Below are 20,265 nucleotides of genomic sequence, written 5' to 3'. Positions count from 1 at the left end.
ACCAGCTTCATGTTTGCATGCATAGAAAACATACAGTTTCATGGCTGATGGGGCTCTAGTATCAAAGGAAAGGACAAAAAAAATCGACCTAACGAGGTCGACTAATGCAAACAAAGGAACGAAATAAAGAAAAAATTAAACAGGTTTACCCCACCATTGCCATAGGGGTTATTGCAAAGAGGTGATTTGCACAAGCCATGCGGTCATGCATTACTTTAATCGGCTGCCCAAACTGAAGCGCCTTATTGCCATCAAGCACAAACGCTTCTTGGTTAACATAAGCACATAAGCTCGACGTCTCGCCTGGTTCTAACACGATGAACATGCCGTCAGAATATTGGTTTGTTAGAAAGACCATGTCCCCTTCTTCAGGCTCGTAACCTGAGGACTGTGCGTCAAAGAACCAGCTTTTAGGCTGTACAGGTTTATGAAAGCGCTTTGCTGCAACACAATACAGTGTTAACTCAGCTTGGCGGTATTCGCCGATGTCGAGGCATCGAATACGTTCATTAAACGTTTGGAATGCACTGGCGTCATCAACGGTAAATTCATTGTTTGAGAAGGCACAGTTAACCAACAATTTTCGGGATAAATTGGTTTGGAAAATCATTTCCTCCCCCAGATCCAGCATTAAGCAAGCTTTTTGCTCGTCAAAATACCAATTCCATTTGTCGCTGGGTTTAAGCATTATTCCGTTCTCTCTTGACTAGTTAAATCAGTGGTAAAGAGGTAAGACGCTTAATTACCTACTCGTGATTTTTAAATTTTACAAACGAACGGATAAAAAAAAAGAGGAAACAAAGTCCTCTTTTTTATGTAATAGCTACTGATTTTTCAGTGGTTTTTGATGTATATGTTAAAGATTCTTAACAATATCACGTACTAGGCTTGGGCCGTGGTAAATAAAGCCAGTGTAGACTTGAACAAGTTTAGCGCCTGCCATCAGCTTTTCTTTGGCTGCAACATAGGAATCCACACCACCAACACCGATAATTGGAAGTTTGTCTCCTAGCTCTTCATGAAGCTTACGTACGACTTCCGTAGAGCGTAATTGCACAGGGCGACCACTTAAACCACCTGCCTCATTGGCGTGTTTCATTCCTTCTACGATCGTGCGATCCAGAGTTGTGTTAGTCGCGATCACACCATCTATATTGTTTTTCAATAAAGAATCGCAGATTTGGCAGATTTCTTCGTCACTCAAATCAGGCGCAATTTTTAATGCTAGCGGGACGTATTTGTTGTATTTCTCTGAAAGTTCCGCTTGTTTCGCTTTTAATTCAGAAAGTAGTTCATCAAGCGCTTCACCATATTGAAATGAACGAAGACCCGGAGTGTTTGGTGATGAGATATTAACCGCAATGTAGCCTGCGTACTCATACACTTTCTCCATACAAATCAGGTAGTCCTCTGCCCCTTTCTCAATTGGTGTGTCTTTGTTTTTACCAATATTAATTCCGAGAACACAGCTGAATTTTGCTTGCTTTACATTCTCGACCAAATTATCAACGCCTAGGTTGTTAAAGCCCATGCGATTGATGATACCTTCAGCTTCGACTAAGCGAAATAAGCGTGGTTTATCATTCCCTGGTTGCGGACGAGGTGTTACTGTGCCAACTTCGACAAAGCCAAAGCCCATGGCATCAAATGCTTCAATGCATTCACCGTTTTTATCTAAGCCAGCCGCAAGACCTACTGGGTTACGGAATGTTAGTCCCATACACTCAACTGGACGAGTTGGTAATTGTTGGCGGTAGAAGAGATCAAGTGGTGTGCCGTTAAAGCGTTGGAAGTTCTTGATTGCAAGATCGTGTGCCTTCTCGGCATCGAGTTGGAAAAAGCCAGTTCTGGCTAGACGGTAAAGCATTGTGCCTCCGAAAGAAAAAAGCCCCGTATAAACGGGACAATATTATTTACTGTTTTTCATCGTAATTCAATGAAAATGAATGTATTAAGTAAAAACCTATATCTTTCTAATATTTTCAAATATAAAACAAACAATTAGAGTAAGATTTCAACAATAAAATTTATAACTAACCACCCTAAAGCAATCGATTTCAGCCTATTTTAACTTCCCAACGCCGTTACGCCGTAACTCATCCGCACTATAGTAGAAACGATGAGCAACAAAAAAGCCTCGCTAAATAACGAGGCTTTTACTTACAATTTGACTAGCTCATCTACTCTTTCGACGAACAGTTGAGATTCAAGAGTACTAATTCTCGAAGTGCTACAGAAAACTTAGCAAATTCGTGGACAGAGCCAACTTTGAACTCATTCAAGATGCTTTCCCAACGGTGCAGTGATTGCTCGTTAGTTTCCATCCAATCTTCTAACGCTTTCATCACGTCTAGCTCTTCCGTTGCACAGCCGCAATTTAATACCTGAGCCGTAAGTTGACGTTGTTGCCAGTCCAGATCTTCTCGGAATGCAGCTCTTGCCAGTGCCTGCCAGTTATTATCAACGGCTTGGCTGTTAATTTGCTTCAAGAACCAGTGTAACGACAAACGGTCACCTAAGTTAAAGTAGAGCTTCGATGCTTGCTCAACCGTTTTACCTGTTTCACTCGCCACTGATGAGATATCCAGTGCAGATTGTAAGCTGGATAAACGAGCGACTTGATGTGCAAGTTTCTCTTCTACCCCTTTCTCAATCCACCCTTGAGCAAGTTCATTGTGTTCTTCTACTTCAGACTCAACCAGCATAGTGTCTAAGGTTTCAGTGATAACATTGACATCTTGCTTGTAGATAGCAATCAGCTCACCAACTGTGCATTTACCACTGCGGTTGCGAAGCAACCAACGTGCAATTCGACGTAGTGCTCGACGAACATAAAACATGATTTCGTACTGAGCTTGAGCAGTGGCGATATTATCGAGCTCACGAGTCTGCTTAAGAATTGCTTCTAGATCGAAAATTTCACGAGCCGCACTGTATGCGTTAGCAATATCGACAACACTTGCACCGGTTTCTTCTTGCAAACGAGTGACGAAATTACAGCCCATTTCATTAACCATCTGGTTAGCCAATGCTGTAGCGATAATTTCAGCTCGCAGTGGGTGATTAACCATTTGATCTTTATAGTTACGTCGTAACGCACTTGGGAAATATTCAACAAGCTGTTTCGCATGGAATTCATCATTCGCGATTTCATCCGTAACAAGTTGCTGTTTAAGTACCATTTTACCGTAGGCAACTAACACTGATAGCTCAGGGCGAGTCAGACCTAGTCCCTGTTTTTCACGCTCGATTAGCGTTTCATCATCAGGGATGTATTCGAGAGCACGATCCAAGTACCCTGCTTTTTCCATGGTATGGATGAATCGAATTTGTTCCTTAACAATGCCAACACCTTGCTGTTCAGTCACGGAGATCGACTCCGACTGACGGTAAGCATCATCTAATACAATTTCACCCACTTCGTCTTCCATAGACTCTAGAATTTGGTTACGTTGCTTAACCGTAAGATCGCCATTTGAAACCAGTCCATTAAGGAAGATCTTGATGTTGACTTCATTATCCGAACAGTCAACGCCACCCACGTTATCAACGAAGTCTGTGTTCACTCGGCCGCCAGTCAGTGCGTATTCAATACGACCAAGCTGAGTCATACCCAAGTTACCGCCTTCGCCAACTACTTTTGCTCTTAAGTCACGGCCGTCAATGCGCAGCATGTCGTTAGCGCGGTCACCAACATCCGTATGAGTTTCTGTCGAGGCTTTAACGTAAGTGCCGATACCACCATTCCAAAGCAGATCGACTTTCATTTTCAAGATCATCTTAATCAGATCATTAGGCGCTAAAGATGCTTTCTTAGTACCTAACATTTTCTGAATTTCTGGTGTCAACTGGATCGATTTTGATCGACGAGAGAAGATGCCACCACCTTGAGAGATCAAATCTTTATTGTAATCTTCCCAGCTTGATCTTGGCAGATTAAACAAGCGGTTACGCTCTTCCCAGCTGGTGGCTGAATCTGGATTTGGATCAATAAAGATGTGCATGTGGTTAAAGGCAGCTTGCAATCGAATATGCTTCGATAACAGCATACCGTTACCGAACACGTCACCTGCCATATCACCTACACCGATTGCGGTAAAGTCAGTGGTCTGGCAGTTGATGCCCATTTCACGGAAGTGACGCTTAACAGATTCCCAACCACCTTTTGCAGTGATACCCATCGCTTTGTGGTCGTAACCATTTGAACCACCTGAAGCAAATGCGTCACCTAACCAGAAGTTGTACTCTGCAGAAACAGAGTTCGCTAGATCTGAGAATGTTGCTGTGCCTTTATCTGCAGCCACTACTAGGTATGGGTCATCTTCGTCATGGCGCACAACGTTTTGTGGTGGCACGACTTCACCTTCAATGATGTTATCTGATACATCAAGTAGCGCACGAATAAATCGTTTGTAACAACGTTGGCCTTCAGCAAAGATCTCATCACGGGTTGTGAGAGATGGCTGGCGTTTACAAACAAAGCCGCCTTTTGCACCCACAGGTACGATAACGGTGTTCTTAACTTGCTGAGCTTTTACGAGACCAAGAATCTCTGTACGGAAATCTTCTTGACGATCTGACCAACGTAAACCACCACGAGCCACTTTTCCGCCACGAAGGTGAACACCTTCAATATCTGGTGCGTACACAAAGATCTCGAACGCGGGTACAGGCTGCGGAATCTCTGGAATATCGCTCGGTTTCATTTTCAAAGATAACCAAGGCTTAGGTTGCTTGCTTTCGTCTAATTGATAGTAGTTAGTACGAAGTGTCGCCATGATCATGTCGATGTAACGACGAATAATACGATCATCATCCAAGCTCTCTACACGATCCAACTGCTCTGTTAGCTTTTTAATCAGATCGTTTTGGCCTTTTTCACTGCCTTTGTTTTTCGGATCGAATCGCTTGGTGAACAGCTTGACTAGACCTGTTGCTAAGTCTGGGTAGTGGCTTAGCGTGTCTTCGATGTATTGTTGACTGAATGGGAAACCGACTTGGCGCATGTATCGAGCATAAGCACGAAGAATGGAAATCTCACGCCCAGATAGCGACGCACCTAGTACCAATCGGTTAAAACCATCACTTTCAAGGTTGCCCGCCCAAATTGCGGCAAATGCTTGTTGGAAACGATCACGAGCCTCACGAAGATCAACCGTTTTCTCGCTCTTATGCAGCATAGAGAAATCAAGGATCCAGAATGTCTGTCCGTTATTTTTCTCGATCTCATACGGTGATTCACCGATCACTCGCAAGCCAAGGTTTTCAAGCATTGGCATTACGTCAGAAAGATGGATTGGCTCATCGCGATGGTATAATTTCAAGCGAACAGCTTTTGAATCCGCCCCCTCTTCTTGAGGTCGGTAGAACAACATGCCAAGTTTATTATCATCACTTAACGCTTCTAAGCGTTCAATATCTGCAACCGCAGAACCTGGCATCATGTCCTCTTTGTATGAGCGAGGGAACGCACTCATGTATTCTTTTGAAAGAGGAAGGCCTTTGCTTTCACCAAAGTTAGCAATGATGGATTCTTTTAGTCTGTCATCCCAAGAGGTAGAAACTTCCATTAGGTTTTGCTCGATCTTTTTCACGTCTACGTCAATGTTGTTATTGTCTACACGAACAATGTAATGTGTTCTCGCTAGTGGGCTTTCTGAGAAGAACGTTGTAAATTCAACTTCTTGCTCGCAACCGAAGTACTGCTTAAGAATGCGTTGAGTTTGACGACGTAACTCTGTGTTGTAACGATCTTTAGTGACATAAACCATGCAGCTAAAGAAACGACCAAATGGGTCCTTACGAACAAATAAACGCAGTAGGTCACGATCTTGCATTTGTACAACACCCATACCCACCTCAAGCAACTCTTCTTCATTTGCTTGGAGTAGTTCATCGCGTGGGTAGTTTTCTAAGATATTGTGCAATGCTTTGTATGAATACGATCCGTGACGGTATCCGCTCGCTTCAAGGATACGGTCTACTTTTTCACGGATCAGAGGGATGCTTTGTACCGCTTGGTTGTACACGGCAGAGGTATATAAACCAGTAAAGCGATGCTCACCTATTACTTTACCGTTTTCATCAAACTTCTTAACACCGATGTAATCAGTATATGCTGGTCGGTGAATACGAGATGCTTTGTTACCTTTTGTGATAATCAGAGCGTATGGCTTTTTCGCTTCTAACCGCGCAGAATCTGAAAGCTCAGATAGCTTGACGCTACGCACGCGCTTGTCATCAGCAAATAGACCAAGTCCTTTTTCTTTAGCAGGAACAAGCTCGGTATCACCATTGACTTCTTCTAAGTCATAATCTTTGTAACCCATAAAGGTAAAATTATGATCTTCTAGCCAACGAAGAAATGCGATCGTTTCGTCCATACGATCCGTTTGGATAGAAACACGATCTTTATTTTTCTCAAGTTCATCAGTCACAAGCTTAAGCTTATCAACCATTTGCTTCCAGTCATCAACGACTAAACGAGTGTCAGATAGAATTTTTAACAGCTCTTCTTTAAGCGCTTGCATCTCTTCTTTACTAGTAAGGCGGTCTACCTCGATATGGAACAGTGATTGAAGAACACCACCCTCACCGTTTACGTCGGTAACTTGGCCTTTTTTATCACGCTGTATCTGTGTTGGGTTGTTTAACATTAGGTGGCAAACAAGGTCCAAACGCGCTAAAGCCATTTTGACTGAGTCCACTAAGAATGGACTATCTGGAACAACAATTTCTACGATTGTGTGTGTGGATTGCCAGCCTTGACGACTTACGGTCGGGTTAAATACTCGTACCGAAATCTCTTCTGGTTTTTTTTCATTGATATGGTGCCAAAGGCTGACGACAGCACCATAAAGATCGGATTCGTTTCGCTGAATCAGGTCATCATCAGCAATGTTACTGAATAAGTGTTGAGCAAGTTTAGTTACAAGCGTTTGGTGAGAAAGCTCGAGTTTGTCTTGAATCAGTTGGTAAACTTTTTCAAGCAGAACCGGCACTACATTTTCACGCGCGGTCATATTCACACTCCACATTAGAATTGTTGTTTTGTAGGGGGACTTAGTAGCTAGGTTGTTACCTTAGAAACTAAGCATAGGTAATGCATGTGCCCATTGTAAAAGCATAATTACAAATGTTTAACAACTAATCGTGGTGGTAAGAGGTGAAATGTCCGATTCTGTGACTAAGATTCCTATTTAACTCTCTGCAAATACAATACATCACAGAGTTTCTAACTTAAGAAACTTATTATTTTGGTCAGTTGTTAGTCTAAACTGGCCTTTAATGCCTAATTGACTAAGAAATGGTCTGAATCGTGCGGCGGGCAACTGCAAACGTAAACCGTTATGTGTGACGACTTGAACAACACTTGCCGCGCCAGAATAATGGGATAAAAACGTTTGATATGAAATGTTGAGGTTGAAGTAGTAATAGTTCATGAAGTAAAAACTAAGTGACATAAACAATAAGGTGGCCTTAATGACCACCCTATTGTGTTGTTTACTATTCGTCTAGTGCTTTAGTCACTTTTTCGAATAAGTCTTTAGCAAGATTATCCATTGCTTTAAGCTTTTCAAGTTCTGCTTTGATCAAAGCTTGGCGACCTTCATCGTATTTACGGAACTTAAGCAAAGGATCAATCATTCTAGATGCGACTTGTGGGTTCGAATCATTAAGTTGGCGAAGGATTTCTCCTGCAAATTGGTAACCTGCACCGGATTTATCATGGAAACGCACAGGGTTAGCACTTAAGAACGAGCCAATCAAACTGCGCGTACGGTTCGGATTTTTCAAGCTAAATGCTTCGTGGTTCATGGTTGCTTTTACTTTTTCAAGAGCATCCTCTGCAGGATTGCTACCTTGAAGTGCAAACCACTTATCCATAACCAAACCATCGTGCTTCCATTTATCGCTATAATCTGCCATAAGAACTTCACGACACTCAAGCTGAGCACTATTTGCCGCACTCATCGCTGCAATCGTATCTGTCATGTTATTTGCAGATGCGTATTGTGCTTTCACTAAATCATTACCTTTTTCCGTATGTGCTAGGTATTGCAGACAACGGTTACGTAATGCACGCTTGCCAATCGCAGCATGATCGATCGTGTACTCTGTTTGCTTCAGTGTATGATAAGTTGCACTTAGCTCATCTTCTAACTCTTGAGAAAGTGACACTGTAATGCTGTTTAGCACTTTGTCTACGGCATCAATGTCAATTTGCTGGTACCAGCCAGTAATCTCATTAATTGAAGGCAAAGAGAAAACTTGAGCAATGAAAGCTGGCTCAAGCGTCTCATCCAATAGCACACCACGGAACGCATCTATCACGCCTTCAGAAAGCGACACGTCTTGTCCGGCTTGAACGTTTTTCACGTTCTGACGAATGTACTTAGCCAATAGCATTTGGCTTGCATCCCAACGAGCGAAGTCATTCGTCGCGTGCTTCATCAAGAAGACTAATTCATCATCACTGTAGTCGTATTCTAGTTTTACTGGTGCCGAAAATTCACGCAACAAAGATGGCACTGGTTGTTCTTCGACATTCTCGAATACGAACGTTTGCTTATCTTGTTTAATATCTAATACGTTATGAACAGATTCACCGTTAATCATCAACGGGATAACGTGACCTTTCGAATCGTACAGCTCGATATCAAACGGAATGTGCAGCGCTTGCTTCTCAGCCTGGTCTTGCGTTGGCTCCGTAAATTGCTCTACCGTTAGTGCGTAAGTTTTTGCATTGGCATTGTATTCGCTATTTACGCGCAGCGTCGGTGTACCAGACTGGCTGTACCATAGACGGAATTGTTTTAAATCGACACCGGTGGCATCTTCCATTGCAGAAACAAAGTCTTCGCATGTCGCAGCAGTACCATCGTGACGTTCAAAGTAAAGTTTCATCCCTTTTTGGAAGCCCTCTTCGCCAAGGAGTGTATGGTACATGCGAATAACTTCGCTGCCCTTTTCATACACTGTTAGCGTGTAGAAGTTATTCATCTCAATGACTTTGTCAGGACGAATCGGGTGAGACATTGGGCTTGCATCTTCTGCAAACTGAGGGCCACGGATGATACGTACGTTATCGATGCGGTTATCTGCACGAGAGCCTAAGTCAGAAGAAAATTCTTGGTCACGGAATACGGTTAAGCCTTCTTTTAGACTTAGTTGGAACCAGTCACGACAAGTGACACGGTTGCCAGTCCAGTTGTGGAAGTACTCATGACCGATTACAGCTTCGATACCTAAGTAGTCACGATCCGTCGCCGTTTGGTCATTCGCCAAAACATACTTTGAGTTAAAGATGTTTAGGCCTTTGTTTTCCATTGCGCCCATATTGAAGAAATCAACGGCAACGATCATGTAAATATCCAGATCGTATTCAAGGCCAAAGCGTTCTTCATCCCACTTCATCGAGTTGATCAGCGATGTCATCGCATGGCCTGCACGATCTAAGTTACCTTTATCAACAAAGATTTCTAAATCAACACTGCGACCTGACATCGTTGTGTATTTGTCACGCAGTACGTCAAAGTCCCCTGCGACAAGAGCAAACAAGTAAGCTGGCTTTGGATGCGGGTCCTGCCATTGAACCCAATGACGACCGTTCTCTGCATCGCCTTCTGCAATTCGGTTACCATTGCTCAGCAAATATGGATAAGCGGATTTATCTGCGATCACTTTTGTCGTGTATTTTGCCAGAACATCAGGACGATCTAAGTAATAAGTAATACGACGGAAGCCCTCGGCCTCACACTGAGTACAAAATGCGCCGCCTGATTTGTACAAACCTTCGAGTGCTGTATTCGCTTCAGGATCAATTTTGGTGACGATTTCAAGTTCAAACTCGGATGGAAGATCGGTCAGTACAAGCGATGATTCTTTCACTTCGTGATGAGCCCAATCCTCACCGTTTACTTTTACAGCGCGCAGCTCAAGCCCCTCGCCATCGAGTTCTAGCGTTGTTGTATCGCCTTTTTGAGCAACCTTTGATATCGCCGTAACGATGGTGTCATTGTCATAAAGATCAAACGTAAGATCGATATCGGTAATCGCGTGAGATGGCTCTTGATAATCTTTACGATATTTGGCCTGGGGAGCTTGGGACATGAGCATAAATCCTTGTATGTCGAACAACAAAAATACCAGACTGCATGATCAAAAATGCAGTTCTGGTATCACTATATAAGCTATTTGTAGGGGTTGTGGTATCAGAATACAAGTCTTTCCATCAAAAAACGGAGCTTTTAGTGCTCTAGCTCCGTTTTTTGATTAACATTTAAACAACATTGACAATTTACCGTATGCTCGCGTAATTTGTCGTAGCAAGATAAGCTATCAAGGCGTTACCCGATTAAGTACCGCGTACATATCGCCATTTGAATCTTCAATCGTTAATTCATTTTTGTTGAGCTTATAGGTGGTCCCGTGCTCGCCATTTTCATAGAGCAAGACTAAATATTCATCTTCTGTGTAGAAAACACCTTGCTTGATTGACTCATCTCCTTCTTCGTTGGATACCCGAAACATAAACACAAAGTCAGGTTGAAGTATCAGATCCATATGGTTGATGTTGTTTGCCACAAGGCCATCTCCGGATACATAAGAGCTAGACCATATGCCCGCTAGCGAGTTAGACAACCCTTTAATAAAAGTCACACCATTAAGATCAAGCGTATTGTGATTATTGCGATAGGCATAAATTTGAGGCTCATCTGTGTTTAAGCCAAGAACGATGGTGTCTTCATTGGCGTTATACAATCCTTCCCAATGATCGACAGAATAATCTTTCTTTTGAATATCAATAGAAAAGCTGTAGTCGGAACCCAGTGACAGTTTTATCGCACGAAAATTTTCAGCCGACTCTTCGGGGTTTGGGTTCATTAAATACCAGTCTCCGATGAGAAACGGCGTGTCAAAGTGACTTAATTCATCTTCTCTGGTGTTTTCTCCGCTAAACACACTAAAGCAGCAAAAGCTAAGTAAAATAAAGAACCATTTCATATCGGCATCCTTATCGTTTTCTTTTAGCTTAGGCAGTAGTCCTCACTTTCGCGAAATTTTAGATGTAGATCACGTAAATTATTGGGAAAAAATAAGCGAATATCTTACTTGATACTCAATACAAACAAAGATGAAAAGACATAAAAAAAGAGTGAGCCTGAAAGACTCACTCTTTTTACTTTGAATTGCCAGTTATTATGACTGATTTTTCTGCTTGAGTAGATCAACCATAATCGCGACAGACTCATCTAAATAAACATCAGGCGCTTCATAATCTTTAGGTATATCATCCAATGTTTTGAATGCTTCCTTACCTAAAGCAGCTTGACGCTCATTGATGCGTTGCAAACGAAGTGCTTCCGCTTTATCCGATTCAGCCTTGCGAACTTTCTCGTTCAAAGACAACATATTATCGTCTTTTTCTTTACGATACTTCTCTATGTCTTCATTGATGAAACGGAATTCCATCTCATCAGAAATACGCTTGTTATGAAGAGCGGTGAGTTTTTCAACTAGTGCTTCGTTGCTTGGGAAGGTTTGATATTTTGCTTTATCAATCTGATCCCAAGGTAGTGCATTGTCTTCTACACTTTCACCCGTTTCAGAAGCTTCAATTGGTGTTGGGTACGAAATATCGGGTGCAACACCACGATTTTGCGTACTTCCACCGTCAATACGGTAGAACTTCTGAATCGTGTACTGAACGTAGCCTAGCTCTTTATCGAAAAGATCGTAGATATGATTCAGTGAACGATGCTGTTGAACCGTACCTTTACCGAAAGAATTTTCACCTAAAATAATTGCACGATTATAATCTTGCATTGCTGCTGCAAAAATTTCAGACGCTGAAGCACTGTAGCGGTTAATCAACACCGTCAGCGGACCATCGTAGCTCACTTTTCCGTCAGTATCGGCGTTCACCTTAATACGACCATAGCTGTCACGAACTTGAACAACAGGACCTTCTTTAATGAATAACCCTGTTAATGCTGTCGCTTCCGTTAATGCACCACCACCGTTGTTACGTAGATCAACGATTACGCCGTCAACGTTTTTGGTTTTTAACTCAGCAAGCAGTTTATCGGTATCTTTCGACAAACCGACGTAGAAACTTGGCACTTCTAAAATACCAATCTTCTTACCATCTTTTTCGATGATCTCCGACTTAACTGCGCGATCTTCTAGGCGAACTTTGTCACGAACAATTGTGACAATGTAACTCTTCGCATCGTTACCTTCTGGCAAGATCTGTAGATTAACCTTTGTGCCTTTTGGGCCTTTGATTAATTGAACTACATCATCCAGACGCCAACCGATCACGTCGACAATCTCTTCACCGTCTTGTCCAACACCGATGATTCGATCCCCTTCGCCAAGTTGCTTGCTCTTCGATGCTGGGCCGCCAACAACAAGTGAACGAATTACTGTGTAATCGTCAGTCATTTGCAGAACGGCACCAATGCCTTCCAGAGAAAGGTTCATTTCCGATTGGAATTGCTCAGCATTACGTGGAGAAAGATAGCTAGTATGAGGGTCGACTTGTCGGGCGAAGGCATTCATATATAACTGAAATGCATCTTCGTTATTAGTCTGTGTGATCCGCTTCATCGCGTTGTTATAACGCTTCTCTAAAACCTCTTTAATCTCTGGCCATTCTTTGCCAGTCAGTTTCAGATTTAACGCGTCATATTTCACGCGCTTACGCCATAACTCGTTGAGCTCCGCTTCGTCTTTTGGCCATGCAGCTTCAGAACGGTCTAACTCTATCTCGTCGTCAGTATCAAACTTGATCTCTTCGTCGAGTAGCGTTAACGCATAAGCAAAGCGCTCAAAACGCTTTTGCATTGAGAGGTTATAAACATCAAAAGCAATTTGGTTGTTACCAGCTTTTAGCTGATCATCAAGCTCAATTGACCAGTCTTTAAAAGAGTCGATCTCCGCTTGAGTAAAAATATTTCTATTATAATCAAGCAATTCTACATAGCGTTCAAAGATCGCTTTGGAGAAATCATCATTGAGGCTGAAATGCTTATAATGAGAACGGGTAAATCGAGAGGTGACTCGTTTGCTAGCTGTTTCGTGCTGAACTTCAGGAGCGAGAACCGGCAAGTCATCTTTATGTAGTTTGGCTTCGAGAGCCTGAGCTGATGCTGCTAGCCATAAGCTAGCAGCAATCAGTGTCACTTTTGAACGGCAATTCATGCGTAGGAGTATCTCCTTTATGCGCGCAAGTGCTCCGCTTTCACAACCATTTGTAGGCCGTTAGCAAGTTGAACACGTACATCATCCTTATTGATCTCAACAATGGTCGCTGCCATGTTTCCTTTGCCCATGTTCACGTTAACTGCGTTACCTACTGTGATTTCGTCAGCATTTAGAGCGCGCGTTTCTACAGGCTTAGTTGTTTTTTGTACTTTTGGTTTGTTAGTACGACGAGGCTGTTGAGGCTTTTTAGCCGCTGGTTTCGCTTTCGCCTTACCCTCTTCACGAGCTTTTTGTGCTTGTTCTTTACGACGAGCTTGAACTTTCGCCTTGCTTTCTGCAAGTGTCGCTTTCGCGTGTTCAACGTGCTCTTCTTCTAGCTCACCACAAGGGTTGCCGTCTAGGTCCACACGTACTGCACCTGGTTTTACACCATGTAGGTAACGCCATGATGAAGTGTACTGTCTTAACGCTGCACGAAGCTGTGTTTTGCTTACTTTTTCGTCTTCACTTAGACGTTCCGCAAGATCTTGAAAAATACCAATTTTCAGAGGTTTTGCTTCACCTTCTAAAGTAAAGCACTTAGGGAAACATTCAGCAATATATGCAATAACTTCTTTGCTGTTTTTTAACTTTTCAGTCATGAGGGGTCCTGATTTGAGCGGATTTCCGCGAGCATTAAGAAAAAATATTCTCGTATTATAGTGACATGCCAAGGAAAAACCACACTCGAAGGCTAATTTATGCGTCGTTCGCGTGTGAATTAAGCAGCTTTTCTACTTCAGCCATGAAATGAGTGAGACCTTCTTCGTCTGTTTCATTGAATCGACCAATACTTGGGCTGTCAATATCAAGGACACCAACCACCTTTCCATTAATAGAAAATGGAATCACAATTTCTGAATTGCTCGCTGCATCGCACGCTATATGTCCCTCAAATTCATGAACGTCGTATACTCTTTGTATGGTGTTAGTTTTTGCAGCAGTACCACAGACACCGCGACCCATAGGAATGCGGACACAAGCTGGTTTTCCTTGGAACGGACCAAGAACGAGCTCTTCACCTTTTGCTAGGTAAAAGCCAGCCCAGTTAAGATCGTCCAATTCCATGAAAAGCAGTGAGCTCAAGTTTGCTAGGTTAGCAATAAAGTCTGGCTCAGACTCAATTAGAGCAACGGCTTGTTTGGTTAGTCTATGGTATTGTTCTATGTTCATATTAACTTCCTACTTACTATAAAAGCTTCCATTCTCACTGTATGGCGCTAAAATGCAGCCCTACTTTATAATAGGACTTATTCTCAATTACAATGCTTCTGAAAAATGACACTATTAGCCGTTCTTGGTTGATAACACAAGTAAAAAAGCACAAGTCCAAGCTGATCATAGCGAACTTGATAGCGGTGCTTGCAACCTTGATTAGTGTTCCAATCCCCCTTCTCATGCCGTTGATGGTTGATGAGGTTTTATTGGACCAACCAGCAAAAGGCTTAGCTGCTATGAATGCCATTCTCCCTGAAGCGTGGCACACTCCGACGGGTTATATATTTTTCACCCTTTTCTTGGTCGTCCTGATGCGAGCTGCAAGTCAGGGGTTAAATATCCTTCAAAGCCGACAATTTACACTTGTTTCTAAAACGATCACGTTTGAGATGCGCAGTAAAATGATCGATAAGCTTGGTCGTATCAGCATCCGCCAATACGAAACCAAAGGCAGCGGAGGCATCAACGCCCACCTTATCACTGACATTGAGACCATCGATAAATTTATTGGTTCTACGTTAGCAAAATTCGTTATCAGTTTTTTAACGGTCATTGGTACTGCCATCGTTCTGCTTTGGCTCGACTGGCGACTTGGTCTATTTATTCTGCTAGTTAACCCTATTGTCATTTACTTCTCACGTAAACTAGGAAGTATGGTTAAACATCTGAAACGGAAGGAAAATCATTCTTTTGAAATTTTCCAAAATCGTTTAGTTGAAACATTAGATGGCATTTACCAGCTGCGCGCAGCCAATAAGGAGCGAGAATTTCTCCAACAACTCAAAGACAGTGCGAACCAAGTTCGTGTGGATGCAGACAAGTATGCGTGGCAATCAGAGGCGGCAGGTCGCGTCTCTTTCCTACTCTTCTTAATCGGTTTTGAGTTATTCAGAGCCGTCGCCATGCTGATGGTCATGTTTAGTGACCTCACTATTGGTCAAATCTTTGCTGTTTTTGGTTACCTATGGTTTATGTTGTCTCCTGTTCAAGAGCTGCTCGGCATTCAGTTTTCTTGGTACAGCGCGAAAGCTGCGTTAAAACGCATCAACGACTTATTAGTATTAGAAGAAGAACAAAGACCAGTACCTAAGGTAAATCCTTTCAAAGAAGACAGAGAAGTCGATGTTAAAGTAGAAAACGTAGACTTCTCTTATAATAATGAAAACAAAGTCCTAGATAACCTTTCTTTACATATACCGGCAGGAAAGAAAGTGGCGTTAGTTGGTGCGAGCGGAGGCGGTAAGTCGACCTTAATACAACTACTTATTGGGGTTTATCGTCAAAACTCCGGTAGCATTCGCTTTAATGATGAATTAACAGAAGATATTGGTTTTGAAGTAATTCGCGACAAAATTGCCGTGGTATTACAGCAACCTATACTATTTAACGACACCTTGAGGCATAATCTAACACTCGGTGGGAATTTTGACGAAATGTCACTTTGGCGAGCTCTTGAAGTAGCCCAGCTGCAAGATGTTATTTCTCAACTGAACCACGGTTTGGATACTCAAGTCGGCCGTAACGGCATTCGTTTGTCAGGTGGTCAACGACAACGCCTTGCCATCGCAAGAATGGTGCTGAGTAATCCTCAATTTGTTATTTTAGACGAAGCCACGTCTGCGCTTGATACCGCTACTGAAGCGGCATTGCACAAAGCATTGACTGAATTCTTACGTGGTAGAACAACATTAATCGTTGCGCACCGTCTATCAGCCGTAAAACAAGCCGATTTGATCTACGTGCTTGAAGATGGAAAAGTGACGCAAACAGGTACTCATGGTGAGTTAGTTGAGCAAGAAGGCTTATATCAAACCTTATATGGGGGCATACAGTCCCACGCTTAAATCGTTCAAGTTAGAGAGGTCGTTATGACCTCTCTGTCTAAGCACTCCATGCAGCCAAATAATGTGCGCTTGTGCCAAGGTTGCGAATTGCCTGTCGATATCGTCGACTTACCCAATGGAAAAAATGCACACTGTCCTCGTTGTGGCACACAGTTGTATCGAGGCGGTAGCCCTAGCCTCTCAGGTAATCTAGCCGTCGCGATAACCTGTATTCTGCTATTTATTCCATCACACTTTTTTAACTTTATTAGTATCCGACTCTTTGGTGTGATGATTCCGGCAACCCTACCTTCAGGGATGATCACATTGATGGAAGAAGGCTTTGTTCTTCTTTCACTGCTTATTCTATTTTGTAGCTCTCTAGCGCCGCTGACGGTTTGTGTTTCAGTGGTTACGGCACATATCTCGCTGCATCAACGGTGGTTTCGAGGGCTTCGTGTTTCACTGTGGCTAATTCAACATTTGAAACATTGGGTAATGCTGGATGTGTTCTTAGTTAGCATCGCCATTTCCTGCTTCAAACTCCAAGATTATTCCGACATTTTTGTAGGCCCAGGGTTAATTGGTCTGGTTCTTTTGCAGATATTTACCGTTTTGTTAGTTTCAAGAATCAGCGTGCGTCGTTACTGGGAAGCCTGGAAACCAGAAAGCCTTTATTCCTTTGAACACAAAGACGTGCATTGCCATGAGTGCCACCTGTCTCAACCTGAAGGTGACCATTGTCGGCGTTGTCACCACGAGTTATATCATCGCAAGCCCAACTCCATTCAGAAGACGTGGGCTTACCTCATTGCGGCAACGATAGCGATTTTCCCAGCCAACTTGATTCCTATTTCCATCTTGCTGACCAATGGCAAACGTTTGGAAGATACTATTTTCTCAGGCGTAGCTGGGTTGGTAAAAAGCGGTATGTATAGCATCGCAGTGATCATTTTTGTGGCCAGTATTGTTGTGCCAGTTGTAAAAATACTTGGCCTTGCCTACATCATGCTTTGCATTCAATTCAAACGTTCGGTGTTTAAGAGACAACGAATGATGGTTTACTTTGTTGTTAAATGGATCGGTAAATGGTCTGTGATGGACTTGTTTGTTATTTCTATCATGATGACCTTAGTCGATCGTGGTCAGATACTTGATTTCACACCAGGATATGGCGCCGTGGCCTTTGGTGTTGTCGTGGTATTGACCATGCTTGCAGCGGAAAGTATTGATCCAAGGCTAATCTGGGACCAAACAGGCCCAACACAATCAGAAAAAGAGTCAATGAATGAGTGATCAGAACAGTTCTCAAACGTCATACGTACCAGATGTAAAGCGGAGCAAAGGCATATCTCCTCTTTGGCTTTTGCCAATTTTGACCACGGTCTTAGCTGGCTGGCTTGTGGTGAAGTCGATACACGATGCCGGACAACGGGTGCAAATCTATTTTTCTGACGCTGCTGGCTTGGTCGCCGGGCGAACCACTATCCGTTACCAAGGGCTAGAAGTCGGTATGGTGAGAGACATTAACCTCACTGAAGATCTCGGCAGTATTTATGTTGATGCCGATATCTACCCTGAAGCGGCAAAATTGCTGAACGATAAAACTCGCTTTTGGCTGGTAAAACCAACAGCAAGCCTAACGGGAGTTTCTGGGCTCGATGCGCTCGTGTCGGGTAATTACATCTCGATTCAACCTGGAGATGGTCAAGAGTTTGAAACAACGTTCCATGCGTTAGACTCTGCACCAACAGATTTGCGCGTTTCACAAGGTTTGAACATTAAACTCAAAAGCCGCGATTTAGGTGGTGTGTCGATTGGATCTCAAATTGTTTATAAGAAAATTCCAATCGGTGAAGTCTACAGCTACCAGTTGGATGAAGACGCAAAATCTATCACGATTCAAGCCAACATTCAGGATCAATACCGACATATCATTAACAACCGCAGTCGGTTCTGGAACGTAAGTGGAATCGGTGCCAGCATCGGTTTTGAAGGCGTCGATGTAAGGCTAGAAAGCATGAGTGCTCTACTCGGAGGCGCGATCGCCGTCGATTCTCCGGATGACGGTGAGCCTGTAGAAGAGAATACTGAATTCCGTCTGTATAAAGATTTGAAAACTGCAGGTCGAGGTATCGCTGTTAAAATCGTCCTCCCTGATGACAGTAAAATCAGTGGCGAAGGCGCACCCATTATGTATCGCGGAATCGAGATTGGCCAAGTTACAGACTTAAGCCTATCCGAAGGGCGAGAAGTGATATTAGCGTCAGCGGCAATTCAACCAGCTTTCAGTGACATGCTGACGACAGGTACCCGATTCGTCTTAGAAGAAGCAAAAGTGTCCCTCTCTGGTGTTGAAAACATTGCCAATCTCGTGAGAGGAAACTTCTTAACCATTGTGCCAGGTGCCGGTGATCGCTCTCGCCGCTTTACTGCCATTCGTAAAAACGTTTTTAACCAACAGCAAGAAAAGTCCATCGCTATTCGTTTAGTGTCTGACAACTCGTTTGGCCTAGATAGCGGTGCCAACGTGCTTTACAAAGGCATCGTGGTCGGTTCAATTATCAACGTAGGCTTAGTTGAAGAAGGTAAAAAATCGCAACATGAAGTATTTATGGACGTATTGATTGATCATGAATACAAACACCTGATCAAATCAAACAACCGTTTTTATGTAACCGGAAGTGCCTCTGCAGAGTTAACGGAATCGGGCCTCAGCGTTACCGTTCCTCCGGCAAAACAGTTGTTAACTGGGTCCATTAGCTTTGTAAGCGAAGGTAAGCAAGATATTCAAAAAGAGTACCAACTGTTCCAAAACGAATCATTGGCAGAACTAGCACAGTACAACCAAAGTGGCTCTAGAGCACTCACACTGTTTGCTTCTGAATTGCCGCCGATTTCCAAAGGCAGCCCTCTGCTCTATCGTAATCTTCCTGTTGGTAACATATCCGATTTCCAATTGGTTGATGGCGGTGTGTTAATTAAAGCAACCATCGAAAACCGCTTTGCTTACCTCGTAACACCGCAAACCGTCTTTTGGAACCGTTCAGGGATCGAGATAGATGCATCGCTAGCTGGCGTGAGTGTGAAAGCTCACCCTTTAAAATCATTAATCGAAGGTGGCATCGCTTTTGACTCTGTTCCTGGCGTTGAAAACAAAATTGGAGACAACTGGAAGTTATATACAGATCAAAAAACCGCACGCAAATTTGGACGCGTTATTGCGTTAGAAACAGACGGCTCACAAGAAATTGCCAAAGGAATGCCGATAGAGTATCAAGGCGTCAAAGTTGGTGAAATCACACTGGTTGTACCGAATTTTCGTCGCAATATGGTTGAAATTACCGCAAGAATCCTACCTGAATACGTAGAAAACATTGCGGTTGAAGGCTCACATTTTTGGCTAACTGAGCCAGAGATTGGCTTAGGAGGCGTGAAAAACCTTGGCGCATTGGTGTCGAAATCCATCAGTGTTGAGCCTGGTAAAGGTAAAGCTAAATTTGATTTTCAGTTGGAAAACGGTTCAGAACATGTTCAGGGCATGATGTTTACTTTACAAAGTGAACAACGAGGCTCAGTACAAGTCGGAACGCCTATTCTTTACCGCCAGATGGAAGTCGGCCAAGTAACCGACGTGAGCCTAGGAGAATTTGCCGATCGCGTCGTCACGACCATCAAGATACAGCCTGAATATGCTTACCTCGTTCGTCAAAACAGTGTGTTTTGGAATGTTTCAGGAGTAGATGTCTCCATCGGAATTACTGGTGCGAACATCAAAGCGGGCACATTTGATAGTTTAGTTCGCGGAGGAATTGCGTTTTCAACGCCAGAGCAATCGGCTATTCCACCAGCGGCAAAAAGTGGGCAATCTTTCTTTTTGTATCCACAAGCTGAAGAAGGTTGGACTCAATGGCGTACTGCGATTCCTAAGCCGTAGAATAAAGCTCAATTCACATACAATTGAAGTTTGAGT

12 protein-coding genes are annotated in these 20,265 nt (G+C 43.1%); 3 read left to right on the top strand and 9 right to left on the bottom strand.

Annotation, left to right across the window (positions count from 1 at the left end):
* Window positions 1–145: 145 nt before the first annotated feature.
* From D8S93_RS20945 to D8S93_RS20905, 9 genes are all read right to left on the bottom strand, one after another.
* Window positions 146–688 carry a cell division protein ZapC gene (locus D8S93_RS20945; RefSeq protein ID WP_152815273.1) on the bottom strand — a complete coding sequence of 181 codons (543 nt, stop codon included), beginning with the start codon at window positions 686–688 and terminating at the stop codon, window positions 146–148.
* A 168-nt stretch (window positions 689–856) separates the two neighbouring features.
* Window positions 857–1,867, bottom strand: coding sequence for a quinone-dependent dihydroorotate dehydrogenase (gene pyrD / locus D8S93_RS20940; RefSeq protein ID WP_152815270.1), 1,011 nt, complete (start codon window positions 1,865–1,867; stop codon window positions 857–859).
* Between the two features lie 313 nt (window positions 1,868–2,180).
* On the bottom strand, window positions 2,181–7,022 hold the full coding sequence (locus tag D8S93_RS20935; RefSeq protein ID WP_152815267.1) for an NAD-glutamate dehydrogenase: 4,842 nt from the start codon (window positions 7,020–7,022) through the stop codon (window positions 2,181–2,183).
* Window positions 7,023–7,223: 201 nt separating this feature from the next.
* Window positions 7,224–7,442, bottom strand: a complete 219-nt coding sequence (locus D8S93_RS20930; RefSeq protein WP_046876238.1) for a DUF2835 domain-containing protein — start codon at window positions 7,440–7,442, stop codon at window positions 7,224–7,226.
* A gap of 64 nt (window positions 7,443–7,506) precedes the next feature.
* The gene (gene pepN, locus D8S93_RS20925) at window positions 7,507–10,113 is read right to left on the bottom strand and encodes an aminopeptidase N (protein WP_152815264.1); all 2,607 of its coding nucleotides are present in this window, start codon (window positions 10,111–10,113) and stop codon (window positions 7,507–7,509) included.
* A gap of 228 nt (window positions 10,114–10,341) precedes the next feature.
* The gene (locus D8S93_RS20920) at window positions 10,342–11,007 is read right to left on the bottom strand and encodes a hypothetical protein (RefSeq protein WP_193621659.1); all 666 of its coding nucleotides are present in this window, start codon (window positions 11,005–11,007) and stop codon (window positions 10,342–10,344) included.
* Between the two features lie 195 nt (window positions 11,008–11,202).
* Window positions 11,203–13,209, bottom strand: a complete 2,007-nt coding sequence (gene prc, locus D8S93_RS20915) for a carboxy terminal-processing peptidase (RefSeq protein ID WP_152815258.1) — start codon at window positions 13,207–13,209, stop codon at window positions 11,203–11,205.
* A 17-nt stretch (window positions 13,210–13,226) separates the two neighbouring features.
* Window positions 13,227–13,853 carry an RNA chaperone ProQ gene (proQ, locus tag D8S93_RS20910; RefSeq protein ID WP_046876216.1) on the bottom strand — a complete coding sequence of 209 codons (627 nt, stop codon included), beginning with the start codon at window positions 13,851–13,853 and terminating at the stop codon, window positions 13,227–13,229.
* 97 nt (window positions 13,854–13,950) lie between these two features.
* Window positions 13,951–14,424, bottom strand: coding sequence for a GAF domain-containing protein (locus D8S93_RS20905; RefSeq protein WP_046876215.1), 474 nt, complete (start codon window positions 14,422–14,424; stop codon window positions 13,951–13,953).
* A 92-nt stretch (window positions 14,425–14,516) separates the two neighbouring features.
* Between D8S93_RS20905 and D8S93_RS20900 the strand changes: the two genes are divergently transcribed.
* The 3 genes from D8S93_RS20900 to D8S93_RS20890 are packed head-to-tail and all read left to right on the top strand — an operon-like array spanning window position 14,517 to window position 20,229.
* Window positions 14,517–16,313 (top strand): ABC transporter ATP-binding protein, encoded by a 1,797-nt coding sequence (locus D8S93_RS20900; protein WP_006743267.1) that lies wholly within the window; start codon window positions 14,517–14,519, stop codon window positions 16,311–16,313.
* A 24-nt stretch (window positions 16,314–16,337) separates the two neighbouring features.
* On the top strand, window positions 16,338–17,588 hold the full coding sequence (locus D8S93_RS20895; protein WP_152815255.1) for a paraquat-inducible protein A: 1,251 nt from the start codon (window positions 16,338–16,340) through the stop codon (window positions 17,586–17,588).
* The gene (locus D8S93_RS20890; protein ID WP_152815252.1) at window positions 17,581–20,229 is read left to right on the top strand and encodes a PqiB family protein; all 2,649 of its coding nucleotides are present in this window, start codon (window positions 17,581–17,583) and stop codon (window positions 20,227–20,229) included. The genes D8S93_RS20895 and D8S93_RS20890 overlap by 8 nt, the downstream gene beginning before the upstream one ends.
* The last annotated feature ends 36 nt before the right edge of the window (window positions 20,230–20,265 follow it).

Origin of the sequence: Vibrio sp. VGrn 2, from assembly GCF_009361695.1 — a bacterium.
Classification (GTDB): Bacteria; Pseudomonadota; Gammaproteobacteria; order Enterobacterales; family Vibrionaceae; genus Vibrio; species Vibrio diabolicus.
Note: the sequence above shows the minus strand (reverse complement) of the source record. Positions and strands in the feature narration are given on the sequence as shown.